The organism is Streptomyces bambusae, from assembly GCF_019400985.1.
GTDB classification, from domain to species: domain Bacteria; phylum Actinomycetota; class Actinomycetes; order Streptomycetales; family Streptomycetaceae; genus Streptomyces; species Streptomyces bambusae_A.
Genome location: NZ_WTFF01000082.1, coordinates 1 through 25,166, shown reverse-complemented (window position 1 = coordinate 25,166; position 25,166 = coordinate 1). Strand labels below are relative to the sequence as shown.

General features: G+C 73.5%; 20 protein-coding genes. 14 read left to right on the top strand and 6 right to left on the bottom strand.

Annotated elements, in window-relative coordinates; genetic code table 11:
* Positions 1-143 precede the first annotated feature (143 nt).
* The 6 genes from GPJ59_RS14125 to GPJ59_RS14100 all read left to right on the top strand — a co-directional run bounded on the left by GPJ59_RS14125 (position 144) and on the right by GPJ59_RS14100 (position 5,270).
* Positions 144-368, top strand: coding sequence for a (2Fe-2S)-binding protein (locus tag GPJ59_RS14125; protein ID WP_374200850.1), 225 nt, complete (start codon positions 144-146; stop codon positions 366-368).
* Positions 369-453: 85 nt separating this feature from the next.
* Positions 454-1,392, top strand: a complete 939-nt coding sequence (locus GPJ59_RS14120) for a dihydrodipicolinate synthase family protein (RefSeq protein WP_219667452.1) — start codon at positions 454-456, stop codon at positions 1,390-1,392.
* A 17-nt stretch (positions 1,393-1,409) separates the two neighbouring features.
* Positions 1,410-2,414 carry a proline racemase family protein gene (locus GPJ59_RS14115; RefSeq protein ID WP_219667451.1) on the top strand — a complete coding sequence of 335 codons (1,005 nt, stop codon included), beginning with the start codon at positions 1,410-1,412 and terminating at the stop codon, positions 2,412-2,414.
* Positions 2,411-3,463: a proline racemase family protein gene (locus GPJ59_RS14110; protein ID WP_374200849.1), complete on the top strand. Its 1,053-nt coding sequence runs from the start codon at positions 2,411-2,413 to the stop codon at positions 3,461-3,463. Before GPJ59_RS14115 ends, GPJ59_RS14110 begins: the two co-directional genes overlap by 4 nt.
* A 71-nt stretch (positions 3,464-3,534) precedes the next feature.
* Positions 3,535-4,518, top strand: coding sequence for an ornithine cyclodeaminase family protein (locus tag GPJ59_RS14105; protein WP_219667454.1), 984 nt, complete (start codon positions 3,535-3,537; stop codon positions 4,516-4,518).
* Between the two features lie 41 nt (positions 4,519-4,559).
* Entirely contained in the window at positions 4,560-5,270 is a 711-nt protein-coding gene (locus tag GPJ59_RS14100) for a GntR family transcriptional regulator (RefSeq protein ID WP_219667450.1), read from the top strand.
* A 13-nt stretch (positions 5,271-5,283) separates the two neighbouring features.
* On the opposite strand, the gene GPJ59_RS14095 is transcribed toward GPJ59_RS14100, so the two are convergent.
* Together GPJ59_RS14095 and GPJ59_RS14090 are read right to left on the bottom strand one after the other, a co-directional pair.
* Positions 5,284-6,168 (bottom strand): helix-turn-helix transcriptional regulator, encoded by an 885-nt coding sequence (locus tag GPJ59_RS14095; RefSeq protein WP_219667449.1) that lies wholly within the window; start codon positions 6,166-6,168, stop codon positions 5,284-5,286.
* 98 nt (positions 6,169-6,266) lie between these two features.
* Positions 6,267-7,094, bottom strand: a complete 828-nt coding sequence (locus tag GPJ59_RS14090) for an SDR family NAD(P)-dependent oxidoreductase (protein WP_219667448.1) — start codon at positions 7,092-7,094, stop codon at positions 6,267-6,269.
* Between the two features lie 203 nt (positions 7,095-7,297).
* Here GPJ59_RS14090 and GPJ59_RS14085 point away from each other — a divergent pair, with 203 nt between their 5' ends.
* The 6 genes from GPJ59_RS14085 (at position 7,298) to GPJ59_RS14060 (ending at position 14,582) form a co-directional block, all read left to right on the top strand.
* Entirely contained in the window at positions 7,298-9,037 is a 1,740-nt protein-coding gene (locus tag GPJ59_RS14085) for an ABC transporter substrate-binding protein (RefSeq protein WP_219667447.1), read from the top strand.
* 23 nt (positions 9,038-9,060) lie between these two features.
* Positions 9,061-10,041, top strand: coding sequence for an ABC transporter permease (locus GPJ59_RS14080; protein WP_219667446.1), 981 nt, complete (start codon positions 9,061-9,063; stop codon positions 10,039-10,041).
* Complete coding sequence (locus tag GPJ59_RS14075; protein ID WP_219667445.1) at positions 10,038-11,024, top strand: ABC transporter permease; 987 nt, start codon at positions 10,038-10,040, stop codon at positions 11,022-11,024. Before GPJ59_RS14080 ends, GPJ59_RS14075 begins: the two co-directional genes overlap by 4 nt.
* Positions 11,024-12,136: an ABC transporter ATP-binding protein gene (locus GPJ59_RS14070; RefSeq protein ID WP_219667444.1), complete on the top strand. Its 1,113-nt coding sequence runs from the start codon at positions 11,024-11,026 to the stop codon at positions 12,134-12,136. Before GPJ59_RS14075 ends, GPJ59_RS14070 begins: the two co-directional genes overlap by 1 nt.
* A complete protein-coding gene (locus GPJ59_RS14065; RefSeq protein ID WP_219667443.1) occupies positions 12,133-13,167 on the top strand; it encodes an ABC transporter ATP-binding protein in 1,035 nt (344 codons plus the stop codon). Before GPJ59_RS14070 ends, GPJ59_RS14065 begins: the two co-directional genes overlap by 4 nt.
* Before the next feature lie 272 nt (positions 13,168-13,439).
* Positions 13,440-14,582, top strand: coding sequence for a Kelch repeat-containing protein (locus GPJ59_RS14060; protein WP_219667442.1), 1,143 nt, complete (start codon positions 13,440-13,442; stop codon positions 14,580-14,582).
* Positions 14,583-14,908: 326 nt separating this feature from the next.
* Here GPJ59_RS14060 and GPJ59_RS38495 read toward each other — a convergent pair whose 3' ends face one another.
* Positions 14,909-17,053, bottom strand: a complete 2,145-nt coding sequence (locus GPJ59_RS38495) for a S9 family peptidase (protein ID WP_219667441.1) — start codon at positions 17,051-17,053, stop codon at positions 14,909-14,911.
* An 85-nt stretch (positions 17,054-17,138) separates the two neighbouring features.
* On the opposite strand from GPJ59_RS38495, the gene GPJ59_RS14050 reads away from it, so the two are divergent.
* Complete coding sequence (locus GPJ59_RS14050; protein ID WP_219667440.1) at positions 17,139-18,722, top strand: MFS transporter; 1,584 nt, start codon at positions 17,139-17,141, stop codon at positions 18,720-18,722.
* A gap of 154 nt (positions 18,723-18,876) precedes the next feature.
* Here the strand turns inward: GPJ59_RS14050 and GPJ59_RS14045 are convergent, their stop codons facing one another.
* From GPJ59_RS14045 to GPJ59_RS14035, 3 genes are all read right to left on the bottom strand, one after another.
* Entirely contained in the window at positions 18,877-20,334 is a 1,458-nt protein-coding gene (locus tag GPJ59_RS14045; protein WP_219667439.1) for a cytochrome P450, read from the bottom strand.
* 86 nt (positions 20,335-20,420) lie between these two features.
* Positions 20,421-20,876 carry an excalibur calcium-binding domain-containing protein gene (locus GPJ59_RS14040; RefSeq protein ID WP_308120289.1) on the bottom strand — a complete coding sequence of 152 codons (456 nt, stop codon included), beginning with the start codon at positions 20,874-20,876 and terminating at the stop codon, positions 20,421-20,423.
* Positions 20,877-21,153: 277 nt separating this feature from the next.
* A complete protein-coding gene (locus tag GPJ59_RS14035; RefSeq protein ID WP_219667438.1) occupies positions 21,154-23,778 on the bottom strand; it encodes an AMP-binding protein in 2,625 nt (874 codons plus the stop codon).
* 225 nt (positions 23,779-24,003) lie between these two features.
* Between GPJ59_RS14035 and GPJ59_RS14030 the strand changes: the two genes are divergently transcribed.
* Entirely contained in the window at positions 24,004-25,023 is a 1,020-nt protein-coding gene (locus GPJ59_RS14030; RefSeq protein ID WP_219667437.1) for an iron ABC transporter substrate-binding protein, read from the top strand.
* Positions 25,024-25,166 lie beyond the last annotated feature (143 nt).

The window sequence follows — 25,166 nt, the reverse complement described above, 5'->3', positions numbered from 1 at the left end:
CACGCTCGGTGGATGAAGAATGTGGTCACCAGCCCCGCGCGCGGTCGGCAGCGCTCCCGGACTCCAGCCGCCGCGCGTGCCGCCCCGGCCCGGGGTGAAAGGGGGGGGCCACACAGGAGACGGGCGACGGCGGGTGGGATGAGGTGCCCGCCGGCCGGATCCGCGAGGCCGTGGCCGACCTCGGCGCGCGGGACGCCCGTACCGTCAAGCTGCTCACCCGCGCCGGCATGGGCTGGTGCCAGGGCCGCATGTGCGGCCCGGCCGTCGCCGCCCTGGCCGGCGCCGGCGCCGAGCCCGCGGCCGACCGTCGCCCGTTCTCCTGCCCGGTGCCGCTGAAGCACCTGGCGCAGCTCCCCGCTGACGACTGATCAGCAGGTCTCCCGCGCCGCGGCCCTTGTGGCCGCATCGCACCCCCTAATAAAATGTCACACACCACTCTCAGGGAGTCATGCAATGACCGACGCGCACACCCCCGCGCCCCCCACCACCCTGGCCGCCCCCGCCGCCCGCACCCCGTGGCACGGCATCATGGTCGCCACCACCCTCCCCCTGCGCGAGGACCTCTCCGTCGACTACGACGCCTACGCCGAGCACGTCGCCTGGCTCATCGCCAACGGCTGCGACGGCGTCGTCCCCAACGGCTCCCTCGGCGAGTACCAGACCCTCACCGCCGACGAGCGCGCCCGCGTCGTGCGTACCGCCGTCGAGGCGGCCGGCGACGGCGGCCGCGTCATGCCGGGCGTCGCCGCCTACGGCAGCGCCGAGTCCCGCCGCTGGGCCGACCAGGCCGCCGAGGCCGGCGCCGGCTCGGTCCTGCTGCTGCCGCCCAACGCCTACCGCGCCGACGAGACCGCGGTCCGCGCCCACTACGCCGACGTGGCCAAGGCCGGCCTGCCCGTCGTGGCGTACAACAACCCCATCGACACCAAGGTCGACCTCACCCCCGCCCTGCTCGCCCGGCTGCACGCCGACGGCAGCATCGTCGCCGTCAAGGAGTTCAGCGGCGACGTCCGGCGCGCCTACGAGATCGCCGAACTCGCCCCGGGCCTGGACCTGCTCATCGGCGCCGACGACGTGCTCCTGGAGCTCGCCCTGGCCGGCGCCGTCGGCTGGATCGCCGGCTACCCCAACGCCCTCCCGGCCTCCTGCGCCACCCTCTACCGGGCCGCCGTCGCCGGCGACATCGAGACCGCACTGCCGCTCTACAAGTCCCTGCACAGCCTGCTGCGCTGGGACTCCAAGACCGAGTTCGTCCACGCCATCAAGCTCTCCATGGACATCGCCGGCCGCCCCGGCGGACCCACCCGCCCGCCGCGCCTGCCGCTGACCGGGGAGATCGAGGCCGCCGTCCGCGCCGCGACCGAGAAGGCCCTCGCCGAGGGCCACAACTAGCCACCAGGGGGGACCCCATGCGTACCCGTCACATCTACCACGCGGTGGACTCGCACACCGAGGGCATGCCCACCCGCGTCATCACCGGCGGCGTCGGGGTGATTCCCGGCGCCACCATGGCCGACAAGCGGCTCCACTTCATCGAGCACATGGACCACCTGCGCACCCTGCTCATGTACGAGCCGCGCGGCCACGCGGCGATGAGCGGCGCCATCCTCCAACCGCCCACCCGCCCCGACGCCGACTTCGGCGTGCTCTACATCGAGGTGTCGGGGCTGCTGCCGATGTGCGGACACGGGACCATCGGGGTCGCCACCGTCCTGGTCGAGACGGGCATGGTGCCGGCCGTCGAGCCGGTCACCACCGTCCGCCTCGACACCCCGGCGGGGCTGGTGAGCGTCGACGTCCACGTCCGGGACGGCGCGGCCGAGTCCGTCACGCTCACCAACGTCCCGTCCTTCTGCGTCGGCCTCGACCTCAAGGCCGACGTCCCCGGCTTCGGCACCGTCACCTACGACCTGGCCTACGGCGGCAACTTCTACGCCTTCGTCGAACTCGACGCCCTCGGCCTGCCCTTCGACCGCGCCCGCAAGGACGACCTGCTCGCCGCCGGACTCGCCGTCATGGACGCGATCAACGCCGGCCCCGACCGCCCCGTGCACCCGGAGAACCCCGGCATCGCCGGCGTCAAGCACGTCTACCTCGCCGCCCCCGGCTCCGACGCCACCCGCTCCCGGCACGCCATGGCCATCCACCCCGGCTGGTTCGACCGCTCCCCGTGCGGTACGGGCACCAGCGCCCGCATGGCCCAGCTGCACGCCCGCGGGCTGCTCCCGCTGGAGCAGGACTTCGTCAACGAGTCCTTCATCGGCACCGAGTTCACCGGGCGGCTGATCGCCGGGACCACCGTCGCCGGCCGGCCCGCCGTCGTCCCCACCGTCACCGGGCGGGCCTGGATCACCGGCACCGCCCAGTACTTCCTCGACCCGAGCGACCCGTTCCCGGGGGGATTCCTCCTGTGACAGCCTCTCCTTCTGCGACCGCCGCCACTCAAGCACGCCCCGCCGTCGTCCGCACCACCGACTACCACACCGCCGGCGAGCCCTTCCGGATCGTCTCCGAGGACCTGCCCGCGATCCCCGGCGACACGGTGGCCGAGCGCTGCGCCACCGCCATCGGCCCGGGCGGCTCGGGCACGGCGCCGCGCCGGGGCGCGCTGGACGACGTACGGCGGATGCTCGTGCAGGAGCCGCGCGGGCACGCCGGGATGTACGGCGGGTTCGTGGTGCCGGCCGACGACGACGGCGCCCACTTCGGAGTGCTGTTCTGGCACAAGGACGGCTACTCCACGGCCTGCGGGCACGGCACCATGGCGCTCGGCGCCTGGGCCGTGGACAGCGGGCGGGTGGCCGCCCCCGCCGACGGGGACGCCGAGGTGCGCATCGACGTACCGTCCGGGCGGGTCACCGCGACCGTGCACCGGGCGGAAGGGCACACGACCGGCATCACCTTCCGCAACGTCGCCGCGCGCGTGGCCGCCCGCAAGGTGCCCGTGGCCACCTCGGTGGGGATCGCCGAGGTGGACATCGCCCACGCGGGGGCCTGCTACGCCTCGGTCGCCGCCCGCGACCTGGGCCTGGCGGTCACCCGCGAGGACCTGCCCGCGCTCACCCGCGCCGGGCTGGAGATCCGCACCGCGCTGGCCTCCCACCCGGCCACCTGGCACCCCGACGGGCCGTTGCTGTCCGGGGTGTACGGGGTGATCCTGTACGAGGAGCTGCCCGACACCCCGCTCGGCGCGCACCAGCGCAATGTCACCGTCTTCGCCGACGGCCAGATCGACCGCTCGCCGTGCGGATCGGGCACGTCGGCGCGGCTGGCGCTGCTCGCCGAGGACGGGCGGCTCGGTCCGGGCGAGGACCTGCTCCACGAGTCGGTCGTCGGCACCGTCTTCACCGGGCGGTGGAAAGGGGAGGGGGTGACCGAGGTCACCGGCACGGCGTACCGCACCGGTGAACACGCCTTCTCGGTCGACGCACACGACGCCCTGGGCGCGGGGTTCCTCCTGTGACGGGCATGACGGGCGTGACGGGCGTGACGGGCGTGACGGGCGTGACGGGCGTGACGGGCATGACGGGAGCGATGGGCGTGACGGGTGCGGGCTCCGCGCTGCCGCAGCTCGGGGCGCGGGAGATCGCCGACCTGGTCGGGCCGGCCGCCGCCGCCGAGGCGCTGGCCGACGTGCTGCGGGCGGGCCTCGACCCCGAGGCCTGCCCGCAACGCACCGCCGTGCCCGTGCCCGGCGGGGAGCTGCTGCTGATGCCGGCCGCGGCCGGGGCCTTCGCCGGGGTGAAGATCGCCGGGGTGGCCCCCGGCAACGCCGAGCGCGGGCTGCCCCGGATCACCGGCTCCTACCTGCTGCTCGACGGCCCCACCCTGCAGCCACTGGCACTGCTCGACGGCGCGGCCCTCACCGCGCTGCGCACCCCGGCGGTCTCGGCGCTGGCCGTGCGGTGCCTGACGCCGGACGACCGGCCGCTGCGGCTGGTGCTCTTCGGTTCGGGGCCGCAGGCCTACGGGCATCTCGAAGCCGTGCTCGCCGTGCGCGAGTTGGCGGAGGTGGTGGTCGTCGGGCGGAGCGCGGCCAAGGCCGAGGGGCTGGTGGGGTACGCCCGCAAGCTGGGCCTCGCCGCCGCCCGTACCGGCACGCCGGCCGATGTGGCCGGGGCCGACCTGGTGGTCTGCTGCACCACGGCCCGTACCCCGCTGTTCGACGGCCGGCTGGTGTCCCCGGGGGCGACCGTCGTCGCCGTAGGCTCGCACGAGCCCGACGCCCGCGAGACCGACACCGCTCTGGTGCGGCGGTCCGCCGTGTACGTCGAGTCGCGCGCGGCCGCGCTGCGCGAGGCCGGGGACCTGCTGGTGCCGGAGGCGGAGGGCGCGATCGGCCCCGGGCACATCGCCGGGACACTGGCCGATCTGGTGACCGGGCGGGTGACCGGGCGGGCGCCGTCGCCCCCGGGGCGGTCCTGCCCACAGCTCTTCAAGAGCGTGGGGATGGCCTGGGAAGATCTCGCCGTGGCGGTGGCCGTGTACCTCGCCGCCGGGGCGAACAGCGAAACGTGACATTGTACGCTGTTCCTCTGCGAATAACCGGAGGAAGAGCGATGGGTGACCTGAAGCAGCACAGTCTCATCAAGGCCCAGGAGCGGCTCCGCGACCAGGTCGGCCATGCCCTTCGAGCAGCCCTGATAGCGGGCGAACTGCGCCCGGGCAACGTCTACTCGGCGCCCGGCCTGGCGGCGGAGCTCGGCGTTTCGGCCACCCCGGTCCGCGAGGCCATGCTCGACCTCGCCCGCGAGGGCCTGGTGGAGCCCGTGCGCAACAAGGGTTTCCGGATCACCGAGGTCAGCGAGCGGGACCTGGACCAGTACACCGAGCTGCGCACGCTCATCGAGGTGCCCACCATCGGCCGGGTCACCCGGATGGCGAGCGCGGAGCAGCTGGAGGCCCTGCGGCCGATCGCCGAGGAGATCGTCACCACGGCCCGCGAGCACAACCTCATCGGGTACCTGGAGGCGGACCGCCGCTTCCACCTGACGCTGCTGGGCCTCGCCGGCAACGAGCGCCTGGTCGAGACGGTCGGGGAGCTGCGCAAGCGCTCCCGGCTGTACGGCCTGACCGGCCTGGACGAGGCCGGCAAGCTGGTGTCCTCGGCCGAGGAGCACCTCGAACTCCTCGACCTGATGATCGCCGGCGACGCCGAGGGGGCCGAGGAGTGCATGCGGCGCCACCTCGGGCACGTCCGCTCGCTGTGGGCGCAGGGCCGCGACGAGCCGGTGGGCCGCCCGGCGGTCGGCCTCGGCAAGAACCGCTGACCGGCGACGGGCTCTACGGCTGGGCCCGCGCGGCGGGTGACGCCCCTGCGGCCGGTGCCGCCCAGGCCAGCAGCATGCGCAGCGCGTCGTGCGACGGGCTGCCCGGCTCGGTGGCGTACGTGACCAGCGCCTGCTCGCTGTCGTCGGCCGAGCGCAGGGTGTCGTAGGACAGTTCCAGGTCGCCGATCACCGGGTGGTGGAAGCGCTTGGTGCCCGAGGTCTTGTCCTGCACCGGGTGCTGCGCCCACCAGGTGCGGAACTCCTCGCTGCGCATGGACAGTTCGCCGACCAGCCGGGCCAGCTGCGGATCGTCGGGGTGGCGCCCGGCCTCCAGGTGCAGGTACGCGACGTTCTCGCGGGCGCAGGAGTCCCAGTCCCGGAAGAGCACACGGGAGGCGGGGCCGAGGAAGGTGATCCGGGCGATGTTGCGCTCGGCCGGGTCCAGCGCGCCGTAGTCGCCGAACAGGGCGCACGCGGCGGCGTTCCAGGCGAGGATGTCCATGCGCCGGCCCATCACGAGCGAGGGCACGTCGTGCAGTTCGTCGAGCAGCCGCCGCATCATCGGCCGCACCTGCTGCGGCGCGGCGTCGACGTGCCGGGCCGAGGGCCGGGCACCGTGCCGCGGCCGGGCCAGGTGGTGCAGGTGCCGCCGCCCGTCCTCGGTCAGCCGCAGGGCGCGGGCGAGCGCGTCGAGCACGGAGCCGGAGGGGTGGGGCACGCGGCCCTGTTCCATCCGGGTGTAGTAGTCGACGCTGACCCCGGCGAGCCCGGCGATCTCCTCCCGGCGCAGGCCGCTGACGCGGCGCCGGCCGCCGTGGTCGGGCAGCCCCACGTCCTGCGGGCGCAGGCGGGAGCGGCGGGTGCGCAGGAACTCGCCGAGGCTGGTCGCGGTGGTCATGGACCGATTCTGGTCCAACGGGCGGGCCGCTGCCTGGCCCTGACAGGACCAGGCAGCGTCGCTCGCGGCACAACCGCCGCACATGCGGTGGCGGCCGGTCAGGCGGCGGGCGTCGAAGAGGTGTTCAGGACGCTCGGGATGACGGTCACCAGTCCGCCGTCGACGCCGATGTCCTGCCCGGTGATGTACGACGAGCGTGGCGAGAGCAGGAACGCCACCGTCTCGGCGACGTCCTCGGCCCCGCCCAGCCGGCCCAGCGGCACCTCGGCGCGCAGCGGCTCGCGGTCGGCGGGGTCGGGGACGACCGAGCGGAACATCTCGGTCACGATGTAGCCGGGGCTCACCGAGTTGATCCGGATGCCGCGTCCGGCGAGGTCGCTGCCCAGGGTGCGGGTCAGGTTGTGGACGGCCGCCTTGCTCGCCGCGTAGACCGGTGCGTGCGCCATGCCCCGGTGCAGGGTCCACGAGGCGTTGATCACCACCGACGCGCCGCCGCGGGACGCGTCGAGCAGCGGCAGCGACTTCTGGACGGTGAAGAAGACGCCCTTGAAGTTGACGCCGACGACGTGGTCGAAGTCCTCCTCGCGCACCTCGGCGGCGGGCTGGAAGACGCCGACCCCGGCATTGGCGAACACGCCGTCGAGGCGGCCGTGGCGGTCGCCGACGACGGAGACCAGCCGGTCCAGGTCGGCGGTGGAGGCGGCGTCCGCCCGTACGGTCAGCAGCCGGGCGCCGCCGTCGGACGCCTGCGCCAACTGCGCGGCCGTGCGCTGCAGTCGGGCCTCGTCGCGGCCGGTGACGACGACGTGGGCGCCGCCGTCCAGCAGCAGCCGGGCCGTGGCCAGGCCCATGCCGCTGGTCCCTCCGGTGATCAGGACGACGCGGTCGTGGAACTCGGGCGCGGTGTCAGGGGTGTTGTCGTTCATGGGATCGACCCTCGCCGCCCGTCGCCCGCACAACCAGGCCCGGCCGCACCCTGGGTCCGCCGGGACCACCCTCGCGGCCCGCCCCGTCAACCCCCTTGCTCGGACACGGCTGGATAACGAGGTCGCACATCTCTTGTCAGTGCAATTTCACATTACTATGTTACCGGTCACATCCTAGAGCGCGGCCCTTCCCTGGAGTGACCATGACCAAGCGCACCCAACTCGCCCTCGCCACCGCCCTGGTGGCCGCACTCGCACTCGGCGCCTCGGGCTGCTCCGACACGAAGAAGGCCGCGCAGGGCGGCGGCGCCAACCCGGCGGCCGCCAACGACGGCAAGACCCTCGGCGGCACCCCGGTCAAGGGCGGCACCCTCACCGTCCTGTCCAACCAGGACTTCTCCCACCTCGACCCGGCCCGCAACTGGACGATGCCGACGATGGACTTCGGCACCCGCCTGCTCTACCGCACGCTCGTCACCTTCAAGGCCGAACCGGGCAAGGCCGGCAGCGAGCTGGTCCCCGACCTGGCCACCGACCTCGGCACCCCCAGCAACGGAGGCCGCACCTGGACCTTCACCCTCAAGCCGGGCCTGAAGTACGAGGACGGCACGCCCATCAAGGCCCAGGACGTCAAGTACAACGTCGAGCGCTCCTTCGCCCCCGACCTCACCGGCGGACCCGACTACGCCGCCCAGTACCTGGCCGGCACCGAGGGCTACAAGGGCCCGCTCCAGGGCCAGCACCTGGACTCGGTCAAGACCCCCGACGACCGCACGATCGTCTTCGAACTCAAGCGTCCGGTCGCCGAGTTCTCCGCCACCGCCACCCTCCCCACCTTCGCCCCGGTCCCGCAGTCCCAGGAGAAGGGCACCCAGTACGACGCCCGCCCGTTCTCCTCCGGCCCGTACAAGATCGAGTCCTACGACCGCGACAAGAAGCTCGTCCTGGTCCGCAACGAGCACTGGGACGCGAGCACCGACCCGGTCCGCAAGGCCTACCCGGACAAGTTCGTCGTCGTCATGGGCCTCAAGGGCGGCCAGATCGACGACCGGATCATCGCCAGCGAGGGCGCCGACGCCTCCGCCGTGCAGTACGCGGACATGCGCCCCGAGAGCGCCCCCAAGGTGCTGCCCAAGCCCGACATCAAGGCCCGCCTGCTCGCCGAGTCCCAGGGCTGCACCACCATGCTGCACCTGAACAACTCCCGGGCGCCCTTCAACGACCCCAAGGTCCGCGAGGCCATGCAGTACGCCCTCGACAAGGAGGCCGCGGTCACCGCGAACGGCGGGCCCGCCCTCAACGAGGTCGCCACCGCCTACCTGCCGCCCGCCCTCACCGGCGGCAAGCAGGCCGACACCCTCAAGATCCCCCCGGCCGGCGACCCCGCCAAGGCCAAGGAACTCCTCAAGGCCGCCGGCAAGGAGAGCCTGAAGGTCTCGCTGGCCGTCTCCACCGGCGACAAGGGCGTCGCCGAAGCCATCCAGCAGGGCCTGGCCCGCGTCGGCGTCGAGGTCGTCATCGACACCATCGACCCGGGCGCGTACTACGACGTCATCGGCGACCTGTCCACCACGCCCGACATGACCTTCTCCGGCTGGTGCCCCGACTACCCCTCCGGCGCCACCTGGATCCCGTTCGTCTTCGACGGACGCACCATCAAGGAGAAGGGCAACCAGGGCAACAACAGCCAGTTCCGCGACGACGCGACGATGAAGCGGATCGACGAGATCAACAACATGTCCGACGCCAAGGCCGCGAGCCAGGCCTGGACCGACCTCGACGCCGAGATCATGAAGAAGGCCCCCTCCATCCCGGTCTTCCTGGAGCGCAAGCCCCTCCTCGTCGGCACCAACATCGCCGGCGCCTTCGGCCACCCCGTGTGGACCGGCTCCATCGACTACGCCACGGTGGGTCTGAAGGACCCGTCGAAGAGCCAGGGCTGACGGGCGGCGAGGTCCCACACCCCATGACCGCCACCCCGCCGGCCGCCCCCGCGGCGGCCCCGGACGCCACCGGCGCGGCAGCGCCGCAGGCGCCGGACGTTCCCCCGGGCAGCAGCCCCTGGCAGCTCGCCCGGCGGGAACTGCGCCGCCGCCCCGCCGTCCGCGTCAGCCTCGCCGTCGTCCTCGTCTTCGTCCTCATGGCCGTCACCGCGCCCTGGCTGGGCGCGCTCGGCGGCTGGTCCCCGGAGGAGTTCGACAAGTCCGCCGTCGACCCCTACCTCGGCGGCCTCCCGCTCGGCTCCTTCGGCGGGATCTCCCCCGAGCACTGGCTCGGCGTGGAACCCGTCACCGGCCGCGACCTGTTCGCCCGCGTCGTCCACGGCGCCCAGGTCTCCCTCCTCATCGCCTTCGCCGCCACCGCCATCGTCGTGGTGGCCGGCACCGCCGCCGGCATCGCCGCGGGCTACTTCGGCGGCCGCACCGACGCCGTCCTGTCCCGCCTGATGGACCTCACCATGTCCTTCCCCTCGCTGATCTTCATGATCGCGATGCTGTCGGTGGCCAAGGACGTCAACCGGATCGTGCTGATGACCGCCGTCATCGGCCTGTTCGGCTGGCCCGGCATCGCCCGCGTGGTCCGCGGCCAGACCCTCTCCCTCAAGCACCGCGAGTACGTCGACGCCGCCCGCGTCGGCGGATCGAGCGCCTGGCGGATCCTGACCCGGGACATCCTGCCCGGCGTCGCCGGCCCGGTCATCGCGTACACGACCCTGCTCGTGCCCGGCATGATCAGCACCGAGGCCGCCCTGAGCTACCTCGGCGTCGGCGTCCGCCCGCCCACCCCGTCCTGGGGCCAGATGATCGCCGAGTCCGTCGCCTTCTACGAGACCGACCCCATGTACTTCATCATCCCGAGCACCTTCCTCTTCCTCGCGGTGCTCGCCTTCACCCTGCTCGGCGACGCCCTGCGCGACATCCTCGACCCCAGGGGAGGCCGCACGTGATCCTCTACCTCGCGCGCCGGCTGCTCGCCCTGACGGGCGTGCTGCTCGCCATCGCCGCCGTCACCTTCCTCATCTTCTACGTCCTGCCCTCCGACCCGGCCGCGGCCGCCTGCGGCAAGACGTGCAGCCCCGAACGCCTCGCCGACGTCCGCGCCTACCTGGGCCTGGACCAGCCGGTGTGGCGGCAGTTCCTCGACTTCCTCACCGGCATCTTCACCGGACGCACCCTCGGCACCGGCCAGTACGCCGTCGAGTGCGGCTTCCCGTGCCTGGGCTACTCGTACGAGAACTCCCTGCCCGTGTGGGACCTGCTGATGGACCGGCTGCCCGTCTCCGCCTCCCTCGCCGTCGGCGCGGCCGCCCTGTGGCTGCTGCTCGGCCTCGGCGCCGGCGTCACCGCCGCCCTGCGCAAGGACACCGTCACCGACCGGGTCCTCATGGTCGGCGCCGTCGCCGCCGCCTCCCTGCCGGTGTACTTCACCTCCGTGATGCTCATCTACGGGGTCATCCGCATCGCCGGCCTGCTGCCGTACCCCACCTACCAGGCCTTCTCCGACAACCCGCTCGGCTGGGCCGCCAACCTGCTGCTGCCGTGGACCGCCCTGGCCCTGCTGTACGCCGCCATGTACGCCCGCCAGAGCCGCGGTTCGATGATCGAGGCGATGGCGGAGCCGTACATCCGCACCGCCCGCGCCAAGGGCATGCCCGAGCGCACCGTGGTCGTCAAGCACGGCCTGCGCTCCGGGATGACCCCGATCCTGACCATCTTCGGCATGGACCTCGGCGGCCTGCTCGCCGGCGCGGTCATCACCGAGTCCATCTTCGGCCTGCCCGGCATCGGGCGGCTCTTCTACGGCGCGCTGGTCAGCTCCGACCAGCCCGTCGTCCTCGGCGTGACCCTGCTCGCCGCCTTCTTCATCGTCGTCGCCAACCTCGCGGTCGACCTCCTGTACGCCGTCGTCGACCCGAGAGTGAGGTACTGATGACGACCGAGGTACTGACGACGACCGGGGCACCCCTGCTCCAGGTCCGCGACCTCCAGGTCACCTTCACCACCCCGCGCGGCCGGGTCCGCGCCGTGGACTCCCTGGCCTTCACCGTCGAGGCCGGCCGCACCCTCGGCATCGTCGGCGAGTCCGGGTCCGGCAAGTCCGTCACCTCCCTCGCGGTGATGGGCCTGCACCGCGACGCCGAGGTCGGCGGCTCGATCGCCCTGGCCGGACAGGAACTCACCGCACTGTCCGAGAAGGAGCTGTCGCGGCTGCGCGGCCGGAAGATGGCCATGATCTTCCAGGACCCGCTGTCCAGCCTGCACCCGTACTACACGGTCGGCGAACAGATCGCCGAGCACTACCGGGTCCACTTCCGCTCCGGGCGGGCCGCCGCCCGCAGACGGGCCGTGGACATGCTCGGCGAGGTCGGCATCCCCGAACCGGCCCGCCGGGCCGGGGAGTACCCGCACCAGTTCTCCGGCGGCATGCGCCAGCGCGCGATGATCGCCATGGCCCTGGCCTGCGAGCCCGAGCTGCTGATCGCCGACGAGCCCACCACCGCCCTCGACGTCACCGTCCAGGCGCAGATCCTCGAACTGATCGCCCGGCTCCAGCAGGAGCGCGGCCTCGGCGTCGTGATGATCACCCACGACCTGGGCGTGGTCGCCCGGGTCGCCCACGAGGTCCTCGTCATGTACGGCGGCCGCGCCGCCGAACAGGCCCCGGTGGACGCGCTGTTCGCCGACCCCGCCCACCCCTACACCCGCGGGCTGCTGGACTCCCTGCCCCGGCTCGACGACTCCGACGACGAGCCGCTGCGCGCGATCCCCGGCTCCCCGCCGTCCCTGCGCGAGCCGGCCCCGGGCTGCGCGTTCGCCCCGCGCTGCGCTCAGGCTGCCGCCGGCACGGCGCAGGACCGGGCCCGGTGCGCCGACGTACGGCCGGCACTGGAGCCCTACCGCTCACCGGACCGGCTGGTGGCCTGCCACTTCGCGGGCGTGCCCGCCGACGCCGCCGGGCGCACGCCGGCGAACGTGCCGGTCCCCGGCCCGGCAACGGTCCGCCCCCAGGGCACGGACCCCGACCAGGAGGTGTCCCGATGACCACGCTGAAGCCGGCCGCGGGCCCGGCCCCGGCCCCGGCCGACGGGTCCGCGCCGCCGCTGGTCTCCGTACGCGACCTCACCATGACCTTCCCCGGCAAGCGGTCGGCCACCGGCCGCCGGGGCGCCCCGGTCCGGGCCGTCGACGGGATCTCCTTCGACCTGGCGGCGGGTGAGACCCTGGGCCTGGTCGGCGAGTCGGGCTGCGGGAAGTCCACCACCGGCCGGATGCTCGTCCGGCTGCTGGAGCCCACCTCGGGCAGCATCACCTTCGACGGGCGGGACGTCACCCACCTGTCCCAGGGGGCGCTGCGCCCGCTGCGCAGACACCTCCAGATGGTCTTCCAGGACCCGCACTCCTCCCTCAACCCCCGCCAGACCGTCGCCCGCATCATCTCCGACCCGCTGCTCGTCCAGGGCTGGGCGGCCGGGGACGCCCGGCGGCGGGCCGCGGAGCTGATGGACCTGGTCGGGCTGATCCCCGAGCACATCGACCGCTACCCGCACGAGTTCTCCGGCGGCCAGGCCCAGCGCATCGGCATCGCCCGCTCGCTGGCCACCAGCCCGCGCCTGGTCGTCGCCGACGAGCCCGTCTCCGCCCTCGACGTCTCCGTCCAGGCGCAGATCGTCAACCTGATGGAGCGGCTGCGCCGCGAACTGGGCCTGGCGTACGTGTTCATCGCGCACGACCTGTCCGTGGTCAAACGGGTCAGCGACCGGGTCGCCGTCATGTACCTGGGGCGGATCGTCGAGATCGGCGACAAGAAGTCCCTCTACGAGGACCCCCAGCACCCCTACACCCGGGCCCTGCTGTCCGCCGTACCGCTGCCGGACCCGGCGGCCGAGCGGCGCCGGGAGCGGATCACCCTCCTCGGCGACCCACCCAGCCCGGCGGCACCCCCGCCGGGCTGCTCCTTCCACCCGCGCTGCCCCAAGGCACAGCCGCTCTGCAAGACCGAGCGGCCCGCGCTGACCGTCGCCGCGGCGGGCCCGGCGACGCGCGAGGTGGCCTGCCACTTCCCCGGCGACTGACGGGGCAGCCGGGGAAGCGAGGGAGGGCCCGGAGCCGATGACGCCTCCGAGGCCCTCCCCTCGCACCCGGCCGCGTGCCCCCGCCCGCGGCGGAGTCGGTGGCCTCTCGTTCCCCACCCCGCGAAGTGGCAGTCCGTGTTCGGCATCACGGCTACAGGCCGGCCGCTCAGGTCCCGCGCGACTGAGCCCGCTACCCGCGAACGGGTGATGGCGCCCCCCGGGCGGGCCAGCTTGCGTTGCCCCGAGGTCGTGCCGCTGCCTCAAATGGGCACATGAAGATCTCGCGTGGGCTGCTCATCCCAGTCTTGACACCCCTCTTCGCGCTGACGACCACACTCGCACACGCCCAGGACGGATGGCAGGCGGTGCCCGAGCGGACCACCCCCGCCAACGGTCTGGCATCGGCGACCGCGCCCTGCCCCAAGGACATCGAAGGCCTGAAGGGCACCTGCGTCTACAGCTTCGGGGGCCAGAACAGCGATGCGCCCACCCTCGACACGGTGGAGGCCTACAGCCCGGCCACCGACACCTGGAGGACGCTGCCCGGTCTGCCCACCGCCCGCTATGCGCCGGCCGGGGCGTCCGCCCCCTGCCCCGAGGACGTCGAAGGACTGGAGGGCACCTGCGTCTACGCCATCGGCGGCTTCACCGGTCCCGAGTGGCCGAACCCGGCCTTCGACACGAGCACGGTAGAGGCATACAGCCCCGCCACGAACACGTGGAAGACGCTGCCATCGCTCAACACCGCCCGCAGTCAACTGGCGGCAACGACAGCGTCCTGCCCCAAGGACGTCGACGGGCTGAAGGGCACCTGCGTGTACGCCATCGGCGGCGCGTTCGGCGACGCGGTAGAGGCCTACAGTCCCGCCACGAACCAGTGGAAGACGCTCCCGCCGCTGAACACCGACCGTGACGCGCCGGCGGGGGCGACCGCGCCCTGCCCCAAGAACGTCGATGGCCTCAAGGGCGCTTGCGTGTACGCCGTCGGTGGCTTCAACTTCACCGACGACGTCCTGAACACGGTGGAGGCCTACAGCCCGTCCACCAACCAGTGGAAGGCGGTGCCGTCTATGAGCACCCTCCGGGTGGCCCTTGGCGGGGCGAGCGCGCCCTGTCCCCAGGACGTCGAAGGTCTGAAGGGCGCTTGCGTGTACGCCGTCGGTGGCTTCAACTTCACCGACGACGCCCTGGAAACGGTGGAGGCCTACAGCCCGTCCACCAACCAGTGGCGGACGCTGCCGTCGCTAGGCACCCCCCGCTTCGAGCTGACCAGCACGACCGCACCCTGCCCCAGGAACGACACGCACCGGTCGAAGAAGATCTGCGTGTACGCCATCGGTGGCTCTCCATCATTCCCCTTCGTTCCCCTGCGCTCCGCGGAAGCACTCGTCGTGGACAGGCACGGCCGTAGCTGAACCGGTGCAGCACACGCTGAGGGGCGGGCGGCCCCGTTCGGACCGCCCGCCTCCAGCGTGCGGCGGCCGGCCGCGTCGACCGGGGCCGCCCTCCTGCGGATCAACTTCAGCACCGTGGAGTTCGACCTGCCGAAGGGGGTCGTCCAGGGAGATCCGCAGCACCGAAATGCCCTCCACGCAGGCAACGGTGAAGTCGTCCTGTGCGACTGGGACACGGTGGCGATCGGACAGCCGGAGTGGGATCTGGTCACCGTGGAGGTCCACTGCCGGCGTTTCGGTCACGGAGAGCAGCACTACGCGGCATTCGCAGAGGCGTACGGCGCCGGTCAGGTGCCCAGTTCGCGGTGGAAGAAGGCCAGTTCCTGCCGCATCAGCTGCTCCCGGACGCCGCCCGGGGTCATGTGCGTGACGCCGGGCAGCGCCAGCAGTTGGTGCGGCCGGCCCGCGTCGGTCAGGGCCCTCGACAGGCGCAGGGTGTGCGAGGGGTGGACGTTGTCGTCGGCCAGTCCGGTGATCAGCAGCAGCGGCCGGTTCAGCCCGGGCGCGTCACCGAGCAGGCAGTCCCGCTCGTAGACCTCCGGGTGCTCCTGCGGCAGGCCCAGGTAGCGCTCGGTGTACGCCGTGTCGTAGAGGCGGAAGTCGGTCGGCGGGGCCCCGGCGGCGGCCGCGTGGAAGACGTCGGGCCGGCGCAGCACCGCCATGGCGGACAGGTAGCCGCCGTACGACCAGCCGCGCACCCCGACCCGGGTCAGGTCGAGGTCGGCGTGCCGTTCGCCGAGCGCCGCGAGAGCGGCGACCTGGTCCTCCAGGGTGACCTCGGAGAAGCCCCGGTACATGGCGTGGGTGAAGGCGGGGGAGACGTACGGGGTGCCCCGGTTGTCGATGGTGACCACGGCGAAGCCCTGGTCGGCCCACCACTGGCGGTCCTGCCAGCGGCGCGGCTCGGCGCTGACGTCCTGGTAGCCGGGGCCGCCGTAGGAGTCGAGCAGGACGGGCAGCCGCCGCCCGGGCACATGGCCGCGGGGCAGGACGAGGGCGGTGGGCACGCCGTGTTCCGTGACCCGCTCCAGCACCGGCGCCACCCGGTACGGCAGCGGCCGCGCCAGGTCGCGGACGGTCAGCCGGCGGCCGTCGGCGGTGGTCACGGTGCGCCGGAAGCCGTCGGCGTCGGCGGCGGTCAGCAGCAGCGCCCCGGCGCAGGCGCTCACGCTGTGCACGCCGGGCCCGTCCGCCACGGGCGTCAGTGCGCCCGTGTCCGGGTCGAGCAGCAGGACCTGCTGTTCGGACGGGTCGCGCCGGCCGGCCTCGATCAGCAGCCGGCCCTCGTGGACCCCGGCCACCCGGCGGACCTGGAGGCCGTCGCCGGTGACCGGCCGGCGGTCCACGGCCAGGCCCCGGGCGGCGCCGGCCTCGGGGGCGCCCTCGGCCGCTGCCGGGGGGACGTCGGCCGAGGTCAGCATCCGGCCGTCGGGCAGCCGGGCCGGGGTGCCGGGCAGCGGGTCCACCCAGTGCGGGTGGACGGTGCGCGAGAGTTCGCGGATGCGTCCGGTGGCCGGGTCGGCGCTGAGCAGCAGCACCTGTTGCTGGAGGCGGTCCTGGACGGTCAGCAGGATCTCGTCCGCGGTCTCCCAGCCGGCGCCGGAGACGTACGGGAAGCGCTCGGCGTCCCAGTCCAGCCGGACCCGCCGTCCGCCGGGTCCGAGTACCCACAGCTGGACGTCGGCGTTGGGCCCGCCGGCCTGCGGGTACGCGAAGTCCTCGGGCTCCCGTTCCGGGTGGGCCGGGTCGGCGAAGTGGCGGCGGGGCAGGGCGGATTCGTCGACCCGCGCCGCGAGCAGGGTCACCCCGTCGGGGGACCACCAGTGGCCCCGGTCGCGGGCGAGCTCCTCGGCGGCCGCGAACTCCGCGAGGCCCCAGCGGGCCCCGTCGGCGGGGCTGACGCGGCCGCCCGGGGCGACGTACAGGGCGTCCTCGCAGACGTAGGCCACGGCCGAGCCGTCGGCGTTGGGGCGCGGGTCGACGGCGGGGCCGGCCGTGGCGATCTCCTTGGGCCCGCCGGCGCCGCCGGCCTGGACCTCGCCGTCGGCCCGGACCTCGAACAGCCGCCCGTTCAGCGCGAAGACCGCGCGCAGGCCGTCGCCGGAGAGGGCGTACGAGCCGATGCCCGGGGTCACCAGCCGGATGCGCTCGCGCAGCCGTCGCTCGGCGAGGGGGAGCCGGCCGGGTACGGGGTCGAGGTCGCGGGGGTCGGCGAGGAGGCGCTCGGCACCGGTGGCGGTGTCCAGCACCCACAGGGAGTGCAGGGGGTCGGTGGGGCCGCCGGAGCGCAGGAAGTACAGCAGGCGGGCCTCGTCCCCGAAGGCGAAGGAGCGCGGGGAGCCGTGGGAGAACCGGGCGGTGCGGGCCGAGAGGGCGAGGTAGTCGTCGTCCGGGTCGTCGTCCGACGGGGAGAGAGGGGAGATGGCATCCATAGTGCTGGAGTGTGACATGTGAAATAGCACATCGCCTAGCCCATTCGAGTGGTGTGTGTTTGAACCCGGGACTAGCGTCGAACGCATGGACCGCAAAGCCCGGCCCACCCCTGCCGAGACCGACGGCACGGCCGACAGCACGGCCGACAGCACCGCCGACGGCACGGTCCGCCCGCAGGGGAGCGGCCTCGCGCTCTTCGTCATCGCCTCGTGCCAGCTCATGGTGGTCCTCGACATCACCATCGTGAACATCGCGCTGCCGCACATCCAGACCGCCCTCGGCTTCTCGACCGAGAGCCTGTCCTGGGTGGTCAACGCCTACACCCTCACCTTCGGCGGGCTGCTCCTGCTGGGCGGGCGCACCGGCGACATCCTGGGCCGGCGCCGGGTGTTCATCTTCGGCGTCCTGCTCTTCGGGCTGGCCTCGCTGCTCGGCGGCTTCGCCCAGAACGCCGGCCAGTTGATGGCCGCCCGCGCCCTGCAGGGCGTCGGCGCCGCCATCGCCTCGCCGACCGCGCTCGCGCTGATCACCACGAACTTCCGCGAAGGGCCGCCGCGCAACCGGGCGTTCGGCGTCTTCGCCGCCGTCTCGGCGGGCGGCGGCGCCATCGGGCTGCTGGCCGGCGGCATGCTCGTCGAATGGCTCGACTGGCGCTGGGTGCTCTTCGTCAACGTCCCCATCGCCGTGCTGATCGCCGTCATGGCCGGGCGGGTCCTGCGCGAGTCCGAGCGCCACCCCGGGCACTTCGACCTCACGGGTGCGCTGACCTCGACCCTCGGCATGGTCTCCCTGGTCTACGGCTTCATCCGCGCCGCCGAGGACGGCTGGCGCGACGGCCTCACCCTGGCCTCCTTCGCGGCGGCCGCGGTCCTGCTCACCGCCTTCGTCCTGACCGAACGGCGCTCGCCGCAGCCCATCACCCCGCTGCACATGTTCGCCGACCGCAACCGCGCCGGCACCTACGGGATCATGCTCTTCTTCGCCTGCGCGATCTTCGGCATGTTCTTCTTCCTGACCCTGTTCGTGCAGAACGTGCTGGGCTTCAGCCCGATCCAGGCCGGCCTGGCCTTCCTCCCGGTCAGCGCCGTCGTCGCGGTGGTCGCGGGGATCACCGCGCGGCTGCTGCCGAGGACCGGGCCGAAGCCCTTCATGGTGACCGGCGCGCTGCTGTGCTCCGGGGGGCTGTGGTGGCTGACCCTGGTGGACATCCACTCCAGCTACCTCGGCAGCGTGCTCGGCCCGATGCTCCTCTTCAGCTCCGGCATGGGCATGCAGTTCGTCTCGCTGACCCTGATGGCCCTGTCGAACGTGCCCGACCGGGAGTCGGGCGCGGCCTCCGGACTGCTGAACGCCACTCAGCAGGTCGGCGGCGCGCTCGGCCTGTCCATCCTGGTCACGGTCTTCGGCACGGCCAGCCGCAACGAGGCCGAACAGCAGGTCCCGGCCTTCCTGGCCGAGGCCGCCCCCGAGCAGAAGCTGCTCTTCGTACGGACCCGGCAACTGCCCGACCCGTGGGGGGACCTGGTCCTCACCTCCGGCATCTCGACGGCCTTCGTCGTGGCCGCCTGCTTCACCCTGGTCGCCGCCGTGATCGCCCTCCTCGCGATCCAGGTCCGCCCCTCGGACCTGGCGCGCCTCCAGGGCAACCACACCCCGGCCGAGGCGTGAGCGCGACGACGGCCGGCCCCGGGAATCAGGGTGGGGCCGAGGGGCGTCGTCGCGTACGGCCGCCATCGCGTACAGCCGCCTCGCGTTCGGCCGCCGTCGCGCACGGCCGCCGTCGCGTACGGCCGTCGTCGCGTACGGCCGCCGGCCCGGCCGGTCAGCGCCCGGCGCCGGTCGCCTTGAGCCGGCAGCGGACCGGGCCCTGCGCCCGCAGCGTGAGCCCGGCGCTCACCGGGACCTCGGTGTCCACGGCCTCGAACGCGTAGTCCCGCAGCATCATCGCCAGCGCGATCACGGACTCCAGCATCGAGAAGTGCTGCCCGATGCATGCACGCGGTCCGCCGCCGAACGGGAACCAGGCGTACCGCGGCCGCGCCGCCTCCGCCTCGGGCGTGAAGCGGTCGGGGTCGAAGCGCTCCGGCTCGCTCCAGTAGTCCGGGTGCCGGTGGGTGACCCACGGGGCCAGGATCACGTCCGCCCCGGCCGGGATCGTGTGCCCGCCGATCTCGGTCTCGGCCACCGCCCGCCGCCCGATGACCGGCGCCGCCGGGTACAGCCGCATGGCCTCCTTGAGCACCTGCGTCAGGTACGGCAGCCGGTCCAGGTCGGCGGCCTGCGGCGTACGGTCGCCCAGCACCCGGCGGATCTCCTCGCGGGCGCGCTCCTGCTGCGCGGGGTGGCGGGCCAGCAGGTGCAGGGCGAACGCCAGCGAGGTCGCGGTGGTCTCGTGCCCGGCGAGCAGGAAGACCAGCACCTGGTCGCGCAGTTCGCCGGCGTCGAACGCGCCGTCGTCCGCGCTCCCGGCCGCGGCAAGCAGCGTCAGCAGGTCCTGTCCGTCGTCCGTTCCGGCCGCGCCGTGCGCCCCGTGTGCCCCGTGTGCCCCGTCCGTTCCGGCCGCGCCGTGCGCCCCGTCCGCCCCGGCCGCTTCGTGCGCCCGCCGCTCGGCGATGATCCGGTCGCACACCGCGTACAGCTCGTCCATCGCGGCCGCGGCACGCCGGTTGCCCGGGGTGGGCCAGCTGCGCGGGATGTTCCTGGGGGCGTAGCCGCGGCGCAGCACGTACTCCGTGATCACCGGGAAGGAGCGGTCCACCACGTCCACCGTGGTGTCCACGTCCGTCCCGAACAGGATCCGGGCCACGGCGCGCAGCGCCAGCCGCATCATCTCGTCCGACACGTCGACCACGGCGCCGTCGCGCCAGCCGCCGGTCGTGGTGGACGTCTCGGCGGCGACGGCGCCGGCGTAGGTGTCGACCCGCTTGCGGGTGAACAGCGGCTGCACCAGCCGCCGCTGCCGCAGGTAGTCCTCGTCCTGGCTGGTCAGCAGGCCGTTGCCGAAGGACTCCCGGACCTCCTGGTAGAAGGGGTTGTCCTTGCGGAAGTTGGCCGACTGCGCGGCGAGCACCTGCTGCGCGCCCTCCGCCGAGAACACGCAGTGCAGCACCGCCCGCAGCCCGGGCGGGCCGGCGCTCACGCGGACGACGTCACCGTGCGCGCGCTGGGCGCGGAGATAGGTTCCGATGGAATCGTGTCGGAGGTCGAACATCGACCCGAGCAGCGGAGCCCCCGCCAGCTCGGGAATCCCCGCTCCACCCGCCTGCGTATCGACAGCCATGAGTCCCCTTACCGGCCCGCGTCGCCACCCGCGCCGAGGGCGGGCGTCGTCCTTCAACCACCGTATGCCAGCGCGTGGTTGCCCGCTCACTTGTCGCAGGCGATTCCGTCGTTGTCCCGGTCGAGGTGCTTGCCGTACCCGGGCTGCCCGCGCCGGATCGGCGCCGCGCCGGCGGCCTTGGCGTCGGCGCAGGTCCGGTAGTAGACGCTGCTGCCGCCGCCTCCGGTGGCGGGCGGCTCGGTGGCGGCCTCGGTGGGCGCGGGCGCCCTGGTCGGCGCGATCGTCGGGGTCTTGGCCGGGGCCTTGGACGGCTTCAGGCTGGCGCCCGCCTTCTCGGGGCACGGTGTGCCGGGCGCGGTCAGCGACAGCTCGACGGCCGTGGGCCCGGCGAGCTCAGCTCCCGCCGCGGGCGTCTGGAAACACACGGTCCACTGCGGGTGGTCCGGGGCCAGGGCCACGTCCGCGTACGCGCTGCGCGCCTCGACCTTGGCCTCGCCCAGCTTGGCCACGGCCGCGTCGGCGTCGGCCGACGTCAGCCCCACCAGCCCCGGCATCACGGGGCGCGCCGACGGCGAGGGGGCCGCAGTGGTGGCCGCGGCCGGCGTGCCGGAGCCCTTCGCTTTCGTGCCGGACCCGCCGCACCCGGCAACACCGAGCAGCAGCACCGCCCCGACGACGGCCGCGGCCCCGAGTCCTCTTCGGCCATGACGCACCGGTACCACGAGAATCCCCCCAAGATCAGCTCCGTGAAACCGCCGCAGCCTACCCGGGGCGCCGGCCGCGGCGTGAGCTGTTTCCGGCCAGTCCCGTCAGTTCCCGTCAGCTCCGCCGGCCCGTCAGCTCCGCGGGTCCCGCCGGCTCTGCCGGTGCCGCCCGTCCGGTCCACCGGGCGAGGCCGCGCGGCGCCGGCAGCCGCCGTACCAGCCGGCCCACCGCCGCGGCGTAGCCGACGCCGAAGACCAGCGAGGCCGCGAAGGCCAGGTGCTTGGAGATGCCGTCGAGGAGCGGGTAGACCTGCCAGTGCGTCAGGTAGATGGACAGGGAGGCGGCGGCGAGCAGCCCGGCCGCCTGGTTGATCCGCTGCCGGCTCGGCAGGGACGGGAACCACACCAGGAGCACGAAGCCGGCCATGACGAACACCTCCCGGCCCAGCTCGCCCGGGAAGAAGCCCGGCACGGTGGCGAGCGCGACGGCCGTGACCAGCAGCCGCTGCGGCACGTTGCCCGCCCGGGCCGCCGCCCAGCCGAGCGCGAACAGCCAGAACACGGTGACCGCGTCGGTGATCTTGCTGCGGTCGGGCAGGCCGACCAGCTCGTAGCGGGTGAGCAGGCCGACGGCGGCGAGGGCGAGCGGCAGCCCGTACGGGAAGCGCCGCTCCAGCCGGTCGGCCGCCGGCAGGGCGAGCAGCGCGAGCACGGTGAGCAGGATGTAGACGAGTGCCTCGACGAACCAGAGGTGGATGCCCGGGCCCATGTCCTGCGGGGCGATCGCGTTGTGCAGGAGCAGCAGGTTCGTCAGGCCGTAGTCGTCGCTGACCAGCATGGCGAACGCGGTCCAGGCCATGCACGGCAGCGCGATCCGCCCGATGCTCCGGGCCGTGCGGCGCACCCGTTCGAGCCGTTCGGCGGAGGTGAGCAGGAAGCGGGCGAAGTTGAAGCCCGCGACCGAGAGCAGCAGATGGGCGCCGCCCCGGATGGTGAAGATCGGGACGTGGGAGCCGACGATGCACACGATCGCCACCGCGCGCAGGGCGACGCTGGTCTCCAGCCTCGTCCGGGCGCGGGTCCCGGCCGGCCGCGTCGGCGGGCGCAGGTCGCGGATGGGTGTGGTGTGCCAGTCGGGCGGCAGGTGGCCGAGGCGCTGTTCGAGCTGGAGGGACATCTCGACGTACGACAGGGAGTCGCCGCCCAGGCCCACGAAGGTGCTGTCCGGGGTGACGTCGGTGCGGTCCAGGATCCGCGCGTACACCTCGCACAGGTCCCCGCCCCCGGACGCCGCCCCCGCGAGGGCCGGCCGGGCCAGGGCGCGTACGGCCTGGCGGTCGGGCTTGCCGCTGGCCAGCCGGGGCAGCTCCGCCAGCAGGTGGACGTCGACCGCGCGCGGGGGCAGGCCGCAGGCCTCCACCACCCGCCGGCGGATCCGGCGCGCGTCCCGGCCGGGGCCGCGCAGGGCGGCGACGGTCAGGGTCGTGTCGTCGCCGGCGACGAGCGCGCTCACCCCGTGGCGTTCGAGCAGGGCCTCCACCTGCTGCGGGTCGATCCGCAGCCCGAGGATCTTCAGGAACCCGCCGCGCCGTCCGACGATCTCGTACAGGCCGTCCTCGGTGCGGCGGGCCAGGTCCCCGGTGCGCAGGACGTCGACGGTCCGGCCGAGGGCGAGGTCGTCGGGGGTCGTGGCGTAGCCGAGCATGACGTTCGGCCCGGCGTAGACCAGTTCGCCGACGCCCTCGCCCGGGCCCTCGCCCGTGCCCTCGTCCCCGCCGGCCGTCGCTTCGACCGGCTCCAGGGAGAAGGAGCCGCCCGGTACGGGGATCCCGATCGCGCCGGGGTGCGTGTCGGCCAGTTCCGGCGGCAGGTACGCCATCCGCGCGGTCGCCTCGGTCTGGCCGTACATGACGTACAGGTCCCAGCCGCGCCGGCGCCCGAGCGCGGCGTAGTGCGCGACCCGCTCGGGGGCGAGCCGCCCGCCGGCCTGGGTGACGTACCGCAGGTGCGGCAGGTCCATCTCGGCGAAGCCGACCCGGTCGAGCAGGTCGAAGGTGTACGGGACGCCGGCGAGGGCGGTGCCGCGGGCGGCGCGGAAGAGGTCCCAGAAGCAGGCCTCCGAGACCGAGAGGCCGGTCAGGACGAGCCCGGCGCCGCGCAGCAGGTGGCTCTGGACCACGGACAGGCCGTAGCAGTAGTGCACGGGCAGGGTGGTCGCCGCCCGGTCGGTCTCCCGTATGCCCAGGTAGGCGGCGATCGACTCGGCGTTCGCCTGGAGGTTGTCGTACGAGAGCCGGACGAGCTTGGGGGAGCCCGTCGAGCCCGAGGTGCTCAGCAGCAGCGCGAGGTCCGGATGGAACACGTGGGCGGAGCCCGGCCGCCGCTCCTCGATCCGCCACGCGCCGCTCGCGGCCGGGTGGACGACGACGTCCGGGTCGTAGGCGGCGGTCAGCGCGGCCACGGCCTCGGGGTGGTCGCCCGGGGCGAGCAGGACGGGGTGGCCGGCGGAGAGGGCGGCCAGATGCACGACGAGCGCCTCGACGGTGTTGGCGCCGGGGAGCAGGACGAGCCGGCGGCCGGTGCCGAGGCGCTCGGCGGTCTGTGCGACGCGGCCCGCCAGCTCTTGGTAGGAGATCTCGCCGTCGGCGGTCACGAAGGCCGTGCGGTCGCCGAAGCGGGCGAGGTCGCGGGCGAGGGGCAGCGAGCTGCCGAGGGCGGGTGGGGAATGGAGGAGCGTCACGGGCGCATAGTAGGTAAGCCTTTCCTAATCGGAAAGAGGGGGCGGGCCTTCCGGATATACGTTCGCAACCGGGCCGTTACCACCAGCCACCTTGACCCTTAGGTAAGCTTTACCTTATCTATAACTTTGTTCATGGATTCCCTCGACAGGACGATCACCGCTTGCCGCCCGCGCCGACCCACCCGGTCGCGGAGGCGGGCACGGCTGGAAGGTAACCCCCGTCCCATGCGCCGCCCCCTGGCTCGCACGCTCACCGCGCTCGCCGCGACCGCCCTGCTCCTCCCCGCGCTCGCGGGCTGCGGCAGCGACGAACCGGCGGGGCTGGTGATCTACTCCGGCCGCAACGAGAACCTCGTCAAGCCGCTGATCCAGAAGCTGGAGAAGAACCTCGGCACCAAGGTCGAGGTCCGCTACGGCGGCAGCGCCGAACTCGCCGCCCAGCTCCTGGAGGAGGGCGACAAGACCAAGGCCGGGCTCTTCTTCTCCCAGGACGCCGGCGCCCTCGGCGCCCTCTCCAAGGAGCAGCGCCTCGCCCCGCTGCCGCAGGCGACCCTCGACAAGGTCGCGCCCGCCTACCGCGGCTCCGCGGGGGACTGGGCCGGCGTCAGCGGCCGGGTCCGGGTCCTCATGTACCACCCGGACCAGGTGCCCACGCCGCCGAACAGCGTGCACGACCTGGTCAAGCCCGAGTGGAAGGGCAAGATCGGCTACGCCCCGACCAACGCCTCCTTCCAGGCGTTCGTCACCGGCATGCGCGTGCTGGAGGGCGACGAGGCCACCCGTACCTGGCTCAAGGGCTTCAAGGCGAACCAGCCCAAGGCGTACGAGGGCAACGTCAACGTCCTGGACGCCGTCGACAAGGGCGAGGTCGCCATCGCCCCGCTCAACCACTACTACTGGTACGAGCGGGTCGCCGAGAAGGGCGCGGACAAGGTCAAGGCCAAGGTCCACTACCTGCCCGGCGGCGACCCGGGCGGCCTGGTCAACGTCGCCGGTGTCGGCATCCTCAAGGGCACCGACGAGAAGCAGGCCGCGTACGCCCAGCAGGCCGTCGACTTCCTGCTCTCCGCCGAGGCCCAGAGCTACTTCGCCGAGGAGACCAAGGAGCACCCGCTGGTCGCCGGCGTGAAAACGGCCGAGGGCGTCCCCGCGCTGGAGACCCTCCAGCCGCCGAAGATCGACCTGGGCAAGCTCGACTCGCTCAAGGAAACGCTGGCCATGCTCCAGGAAGTCGGGCTCGTCTGACATGAACCCACCGGATTCCACGGTCCGGACCGGCGGCGACCCCCGCCCGGCAGGCGCCCCCGCGCCCGCCGGGCGGGGGCGTGCCACGGGCCGTCCAGGACACGACGGGCGCGGCGGCCCGGACGGCGCGGCCGGTGCGGCGC

Excerpts from the sequence above, each read along its gene's own strand:
- GPJ59_RS14120 (WP_219667452.1), top strand. The coding sequence starts at position 454 with ATGACCGACGCGCACACCCCCGCGCCCCCCACCACCCTGGCCGCCCCC.
- GPJ59_RS14115 (WP_219667451.1), top strand. The coding sequence starts at position 1,410 with ATGCGTACCCGTCACATCTACCACGCGGTGGACTCGCACACCGAGGGC.
- GPJ59_RS14105 (WP_219667454.1), top strand. The coding sequence starts at position 3,535 with ATGGGCGTGACGGGTGCGGGCTCCGCGCTGCCGCAGCTCGGGGCGCGG.
- GPJ59_RS14100 (WP_219667450.1), top strand. The coding sequence starts at position 4,560 with ATGGGTGACCTGAAGCAGCACAGTCTCATCAAGGCCCAGGAGCGGCTC.
- GPJ59_RS14095 (WP_219667449.1), bottom strand. The coding sequence starts at position 6,168 with ATGACCACCGCGACCAGCCTCGGCGAGTTCCTGCGCACCCGCCGCTCC.
- GPJ59_RS14090 (WP_219667448.1), bottom strand. The coding sequence starts at position 7,094 with ATGAACGACAACACCCCTGACACCGCGCCCGAGTTCCACGACCGCGTC.
- GPJ59_RS14085 (WP_219667447.1), top strand. The coding sequence starts at position 7,298 with ATGACCAAGCGCACCCAACTCGCCCTCGCCACCGCCCTGGTGGCCGCA.
- GPJ59_RS14080 (WP_219667446.1), top strand. The coding sequence starts at position 9,061 with ATGACCGCCACCCCGCCGGCCGCCCCCGCGGCGGCCCCGGACGCCACC.
- GPJ59_RS14070 (WP_219667444.1), top strand. The coding sequence starts at position 11,024 with ATGACGACCGAGGTACTGACGACGACCGGGGCACCCCTGCTCCAGGTC.
- GPJ59_RS14065 (WP_219667443.1), top strand. The coding sequence starts at position 12,133 with ATGACCACGCTGAAGCCGGCCGCGGGCCCGGCCCCGGCCCCGGCCGAC.
- GPJ59_RS14060 (WP_219667442.1), top strand. The coding sequence starts at position 13,440 with ATGAAGATCTCGCGTGGGCTGCTCATCCCAGTCTTGACACCCCTCTTC.
- GPJ59_RS38495 (WP_219667441.1), bottom strand. The coding sequence starts at position 17,053 with ATGGATGCCATCTCCCCTCTCTCCCCGTCGGACGACGACCCGGACGAC.
- GPJ59_RS14050 (WP_219667440.1), top strand. The coding sequence starts at position 17,139 with ATGGACCGCAAAGCCCGGCCCACCCCTGCCGAGACCGACGGCACGGCC.
- GPJ59_RS14045 (WP_219667439.1), bottom strand. The coding sequence starts at position 20,334 with ATGGCTGTCGATACGCAGGCGGGTGGAGCGGGGATTCCCGAGCTGGCG.
- GPJ59_RS14030 (WP_219667437.1), top strand. The coding sequence starts at position 24,004 with ATGCGCCGCCCCCTGGCTCGCACGCTCACCGCGCTCGCCGCGACCGCC.